We start from the raw sequence: 6456 nt of genomic DNA, 5'->3' as shown, positions 1-6456 counted from the left end.
CAGGAAAAAGTGCATTATGCGCTGTCAGAGACGAACAAGACCCGCTTTCCTGCTTGAATGAAGCAAGAAAACTGGCTTGTGTCTCGCCTGAGGAAAGGGCGTGAAGAGACGCGTCATTTTTTGGAGTCATCCCTGTTGTCTACAAACCTGAAAGCACTCTAGATTTTGTGTCTAGAGTGTTTTTTTGTTTATTAATAGGCAACCTGTCCCATCCGAACGCCACAAAACGTATGCAAAGTGACCGGATCCTGTAGGTTCGTTCGCTCCAACATATCGTTTAAGAGTAACGCACAGACGTAGGCATCTTCTTTTGCATCATGGTGCTGGAAAGAGACGTTGAGAAACTCTGCCATCGTATTCAATCGATGGTTCGGCAACCAAGGATACAATTTGCGGGATAATTTGACCGTGCAGCCGTAGGTGAAAGCGGGCATCTGGTACATATCGTATTTTTGAATCGCTTTTTGAAGTGCCCCCATATCAAATGATGCATTGTGAGCAACGATCAGTTGAGCGCCTGCAATCAAATCGTATAAGCCATGGGCTTCCATCGCTTCCGGTAACGTCGGCGCATCAAAGACATCGCTCGGACGAATTCCGTGGACCCGAATGTTTCCAGCATCGAAATTTTCTTCTGGATTGATTAAGACCTGTTTACTCTCCGTGACACGACCGTTCGCGAGAACGGACCAACCAAACGCACAAATGCTTCGGCTATTCCGATTTGCCGTTTCAAAGTCAATTGCTAATGTATACATCCAGCAGGCTCCTTTCTGTCATTCACTAGTAACAGAATACATGTTCGTATTCTGGAAGTCCATCAAAAAAGACCATCTGCAAAGCAGACGATCTTAGATCCATTCCAGTCACTTCGCGGTAGCGACTTTTTGTTCCTCTGCGACGTACTCTTCCGGTTTAAATAACAGAACGCGATCTTTATAGGCGAAAACAAGGGCCGTCAAAACAGCCATTGCATCAGCGATCGGAAAAGCGACCCAGACACCATTGACACCGAAGATCAGGGGCAATATCAAGACGAGTGGAATCGTGTATAACGTTTGGCGCGACAAGGACAAGAATAAAGCGACTTTTGCTTTTGCAAGCGATTGGTACATTCCGTTGACAATCATTTGAATTCCGTAGACGAACGATAAGGCGAATAAGATGCGCATCGCACTCGAGCCTTCCTGTAGAAGTGTCGCCTCTTCTGTGAACAAGCCGACCCAAAAACGAGGGAACAGTTGAATGAGTAACCACAAGCTGATCGATAACGATAAACCGTAGCGGATTGCCAACTTGATGGCAAGCGACATCCGGCTAAACTGCCGGGATCCGAAATTATATCCGACGATCGGTTGCATCCCTTGCACGATCCCCATGATCGGCATACCGACGAGCGCCATGAACTTATTGATGACCGCAAACGTAGCTAGTTCTGTCGTACCACCGTACCGGACGAGCATATGGTTGACGGTGATGAACAAAATCGATTGGGAGACTTGCATGATGAACGATGATGATCCAATTTGCATCATCCGGAACGTTAATCGGAAATCAGGTTTGAAAGCATTCCGATCGAGTGTTAACCCCGTTTGCCGACGTTTCGTAAAGAAGAATCGGAAAACAAGTGCAGCACCGACGATTTGCGCAACTACTGTCCCGAGTGCAGCACCTTGGATGCCCCAATCAAGACCAAAGATGAACAGCGGTGTCAGGACGATGTTGATGGCAACCGTCGTCAGCATGACGCGCATCTGATAGTTCGCGCGTCCTTCTGCGCGTAACATTGCACTCGACGCCATCGTCAACATGAAGAAAGGAGATCCGATCAAGAGGACGCGTAAGAAATCGATACTGTACGGCATGATCTCATCCGTCGCTCCAAAGAGACGTAGCAACGGTTCGACGAAGATGAAAGCACTGATGATAGCGAGCATACTGATGAAGAAAACAGCCATCAAGACGTTGGCATAAGCACGACTGGAACCATCTATTTGTTTTTGACCGAGTCGTTGTGACGCAATTGCAGCACCACCAATCCCGATCGAGTTGGCGATTGCCATTAATACGAGCTGGACGGGGAAAGCGATTCCGACGGCGGCCACGGCAGCCGTACCGATTCCTTGAGCGACGAAAATCGTATCGACGATATTGTAGAGTGCCGTGACGAGCATCCCGACCATCGCTGGTAAAGAGAGACTAAGTAAAAGCTGATTGACAGGTGCTTCACCCAAACGGGCAGTGTTTTTATTCATGGAAGGAGAACCTCCTATTTTAGACAAGTGGTAAGTAGGGTTTTACTCAGAGTAGTCGCTTCTTTAACGAGATGCAAGAAATCACTCTAGTCAATGTGTTCGTTCTATGAAAAAAGGATGCGCCATGAAGCGCATCCGATGGATCTCGATTTAAGATGGTGTAGGCAGGTAACCTTTCGAATATTCGAAAGCAACGAATAAAATAGCACCGAGCGCCAAATAAGCGAGGAGCGTGATCGTTTGTTGTTTTTTCGGCATCTGATGATACTGAACAGACTCTTCAGCAAGACGAAGTGGTTCAATCCGCTGATCGATTCGTCGCAACAACGCATCGTAGTCGTTCGCAGCATCATATTGATACCGTAACAGATCGTCCGCTTCCTGACGTGCCTCTTCTGGACTCGCTTGTCGCAAATCTTGTAAATCGAGACGAAGCGACCAAGCAATCGGATCGTACGTACTTTCGACCGTTTGTTCTTCCTCCACTTCCGGTGCAAGAGCGACTTCAACGTTTGCACGTTCCTGCTCCGCCTTTGCCCGTAAGACGCGTTCGCGTGCAGCACGATACAACATTAAGGTCGACCGGTTCGCCTCATATTGTTTCGCGAACTTATACCGTTTCCAAACGGCACTGCCGCCTAAAAAGGCAATCAAGAGCAAAATCAGACTAAAGTGGGTGATACCGTAGGCAATCAAGGCAGCAAGTCCCGCGACCCAGACGATGATCGGAAGTCCCGCAAGAATCCGTCCGCCGTCAAGTGGACTGACGGGAAGTAGGTTGAAGAGATTCAATAGAGCCCCGAGGTGGAAGATGACGAGCCAGAAGTCATTTCCGGTCACAGCATATCCGATCGCAAGCGGAATCAGGGATACGAGACCCGCGAGTGGTCCACCGTACGCGAGAATCGCTTCTTGTTTTGGCGTTCGAAATGTATCCTTGATGCCGATGACGGCTCCCATGAACGGTACGAAAATCGCAGGACCGGTCTTAAAACCGAGTCGTTTAGCGGCGAGTAGATGTCCCATCTCATGAATGAATAGGAGATAAAGCAATCCGACCCCGAACCAAACACCGAATATTTGAGCGTAAAAGAGAAGAGAGATTCCGAACGAAATCAGAGTGCCTCCGAACTTTGAAAATTTCAATAAGGCAAGGATGACCTTTCCTTTCGTCAAGAGAAAGGCGCCGGCAACAGCAAGTCCACCCCAACGTTTTTTAGCCATCGTGAAGTTCCTTCTTTCATCATGTGACGTTCTTCCTTAAGTGTACGACACAATTGTAGAAAAAGTTTCATTCAGACTGCTCGGGGATTAAATAGAAGCAGCTTCCATCTGGCTGACGCGCTTCACTACCTACTTTAAAATGATGTGTCGTCGCAAGTGCAGCAGCAATCGACAATCCGAGTCCACTTCCTGAACGATCGCGTGCTGCATCGAGTCGGTAAAACCGGTCGAATAACCGAGCGCGTTCTTCGTCCGTTAGAGACGTTCCCCGATCAAGGACAGCCAGACGTTCTTTTCGCAGGTGCAATTCTGGTGAAGTGGCATACTTCAGGACATTATCGATATAGATCGTCAAGATACGTAACACCGCTTCGCGATTTGCCCGAATCGTTCCGGAGGCATCAACAGGAATGATCGTCCCTGTCGCGTGATACATCCGATCAGCGAGTTCGCTTCCAAGCTCTGCTAAGTCAATCACTTCGACAGACGTTTCCTCGTAACCGAGACGAGACAATTCGAGCATAGGCTCAATCAAGGTCGTCCGCATCGCATGTGTTTCCTGCAAGATATGTTCAATCGATTCATCGAGTACGTCGGGCTTCGTTTTGCCCCATCGCTTCAATAATTGCGCATACCCTTCGATGACGGTCAGCGGTGTCTTCATCTCATGCGAGACATCGGCGACGAACTGCCGTTGTTGTTCCATCGTTTGATCGACACGCCCAATCATCTGATTGAAGACGCGACCGAGGCGACCGATCTCATCATCACGTTCGGTCTGCACGGTCTCAAGCGTTCCAGAAGACGAGATCCGTTGCATCGTATCATTTAGTTGCCTGAGCGGGCGGAGCGTCTGATACGCAATCCAGAAGCTACTGATGAACGCGATGACGATTCCAACGACCAACACGATGGTGAAGGTCAAGACGAGTGTCGAGACCGTATCATCGACGCTCTCATCTTCGAACAGATAGGCTTGATCCTGATAGACGATGCCGAACCAATCGCCAGACTTAAAAGGTTCATTCGAGCGCGGGATACCGGGGAGGTCATTTGCTTGTATGTCTCCGTTAACAGTAGACGGGTCGTCGCCATCTTCATCGTTTGAGATGACCCAGCGTCCATTTTCGTTCGATAAGACGACAGCATCCTCATGAAGCGTCAGCAATGTCCGGACCGATGAATCATCTTCCATCAATTCCTCTGCCTGTTCCAGTTGGGTATAACGCGATTCAATTAAATGATTTTGGACGACGAGTGTCACGACGATGAACGAAAGGAATAACAAGAGTGTCGTAAAGGCGGTGACGGATAAAGCAAGCTTCGTTCGAAGCTTCATGGGATCGCCTCCCGTAGCACATAACCAACCCCACGAACGGTCTGAATCAAGGCCGGAGGGTGGGCATCGACTTTTTTGCGAAGATAACGGATGTAGACGTCGACGATGTTCGTCTCGCCGAAGTAATCGTACCCCCAGACGTGATTTAGGATTTGTTCGCGTGTCAGGACATGTTCCTTGTTTTCTAGTAAATATGTCAGAAGTTCGAACTCACGTGGTGTCAAATCGAGTCGCCCTTCATTGCGAAATGCTTCATGTCGATCAAGATTGAGTACAAGATCAGCGAACTGTAACGTGCGCGGTGCGTTACTAGTTGAAGTCGGAGTGCGTAATAACGCTCGGATTCGAGCAAGGAGTTCCTCCATCTCGAACGGTTTCGTCACATAATCATTCGCACCAAGATCGAGTCCCGCGACTTTATCGTACACTTCTCCACGTGCTGTTAGCATAATGACGGGAACGTGCATGCCTTTTCCGCGGAGCCTGCGCAACACCTCGAAGCCGCTCAGCTCCGGCATCATCACGTCGAGTAAGACGAGATCAACCGAATGCTCAGCGGCAGCGAGACCATCTTTTCCGTTGGGGGCGACTCGTGTCGCGTACCCGGCATATTGGAGTTCAAGTTCAAGGAGGCGTGCGATTTTCGCATCGTCCTCAACGATTAAGATGGTGGTTGGCATAAACATCCTCCTTTTAATGATCATTCATCGATTTCTGTTACTTCGTCTGATGCGTTCAACTCGAGTTTGACGGCACCACCAACTCGGACGTCATCATCCTGTTCCATGTTTGATGCACGAGAGTACGATTTTTGCGTACCATTCTGTTCAATGATGATCTCTTGATTCGTTATTTTAGAGAGTGTACCGCGGACTTCTTGCTCCCGTGCATCGTCACGGTCTTCATCGCGTGCATCATTACGATTTTCGTCGTCCTCTTCCCGATCAAGCTCACGGACTTGACCATCTGCATTCAATTCGATTTTTACGATATCCCCAGATTTCACAGTGTCACGTTCCACACGATCCGCCATCGCGTAGATCGTCTCTTGTCCATCTTGTTCGAGTGTCAATTCACTTTGTGATAGGGCACGAAGAACACCGTACCGTTCATTCGCATCGTCCAATGAATCATTTGAGCGATTGCCATCGTCCTCTCGGTCATTGCGATCATCTTGATCTTCTCGCTCAAGTTCCGTGATTTGCTGATTCGCATTCAGATCGATTTTGACCCAATCCTCTTTTTGCACGGCTTCACGTTCTACTGACGAAGCAAAGTCATACGTCTGAGCGTCACCGTTAACGTCGATCGTCATCGAACGATCCGATAGTTTTTGCAATGTGCCTTCGATTTCTTGATCGTCACGCATTGAAGCAGGAAGCTTTTGTTCGACTTGGCGCGAAGCAGCTGCGACTTTTTGCTCTGCCTGCTGCGAAGTGGTGACCGTCGAGTTGACGAGAGAGTGTCCTGGACCTGTGAAGAGTAGGAACGCACCAGCTCCTGTTAAGACTGTACCCGTTATGGCAAGTGTAGCGATTCCTTTTTTGAAGTATTTATTTCCTTTATCTGTTCGTTTTTCAGTCATGATGATATCCTCCTTTAAGTAGTGGCTGTTGTTCTTATACATAGAATAACCAG

Annotated in this window: 6 protein-coding genes; all 6 read right to left on the bottom strand. The window is 48.5% G+C overall.

Annotated features, from left to right (window positions below; all coding sequences use genetic code 11):
- Positions 1 to 191: 191 nt before the first annotated feature.
- Positions 192 to 758, bottom strand: a complete 567-nt coding sequence (locus tag B4F99_RS09635) for a 3'-5' exonuclease (RefSeq protein ID WP_214856647.1) — start codon at positions 756 to 758, stop codon at positions 192 to 194.
- A gap of 108 nt (positions 759 to 866) precedes the next feature.
- Positions 867 to 2255 carry an MATE family efflux transporter gene (locus B4F99_RS09630; RefSeq protein ID WP_290757336.1) on the bottom strand — a complete coding sequence of 463 codons (1389 nt, stop codon included), beginning with the start codon at positions 2253 to 2255 and terminating at the stop codon, positions 867 to 869.
- Positions 2256 to 2405: 150 nt separating this feature from the next.
- Positions 2406 to 3479 carry a site-2 protease family protein gene (locus tag B4F99_RS09625; RefSeq protein WP_290757333.1) on the bottom strand — a complete coding sequence of 358 codons (1074 nt, stop codon included), beginning with the start codon at positions 3477 to 3479 and terminating at the stop codon, positions 2406 to 2408.
- A gap of 67 nt (positions 3480 to 3546) precedes the next feature.
- The gene (locus B4F99_RS09620) at positions 3547 to 4818 is read right to left on the bottom strand and encodes a HAMP domain-containing sensor histidine kinase (RefSeq protein ID WP_290757330.1); all 1272 of its coding nucleotides are present in this window, start codon (positions 4816 to 4818) and stop codon (positions 3547 to 3549) included.
- Positions 4815 to 5498: a response regulator transcription factor gene (locus B4F99_RS09615; RefSeq protein WP_290757327.1), complete on the bottom strand. Its 684-nt coding sequence runs from the start codon at positions 5496 to 5498 to the stop codon at positions 4815 to 4817. The genes B4F99_RS09620 and B4F99_RS09615 overlap by 4 nt, the downstream gene beginning before the upstream one ends.
- Before the next feature lie 20 nt (positions 5499 to 5518).
- Entirely contained in the window at positions 5519 to 6403 is an 885-nt protein-coding gene (locus B4F99_RS09610; protein WP_290757324.1) for a hypothetical protein, read from the bottom strand.
- Positions 6404 to 6456: the final 53 nt, after the last annotated feature.

This window comes from Exiguobacterium sp. UBA3491 (assembly GCF_002377745.1).
Lineage (GTDB): Bacteria > Bacillota > Bacilli > Exiguobacteriales > Exiguobacteriaceae > Exiguobacterium_A.
The sequence above is the reverse complement of the archived record's forward strand: the minus strand, read 5'-3'. Positions and strand labels throughout refer to the sequence as shown.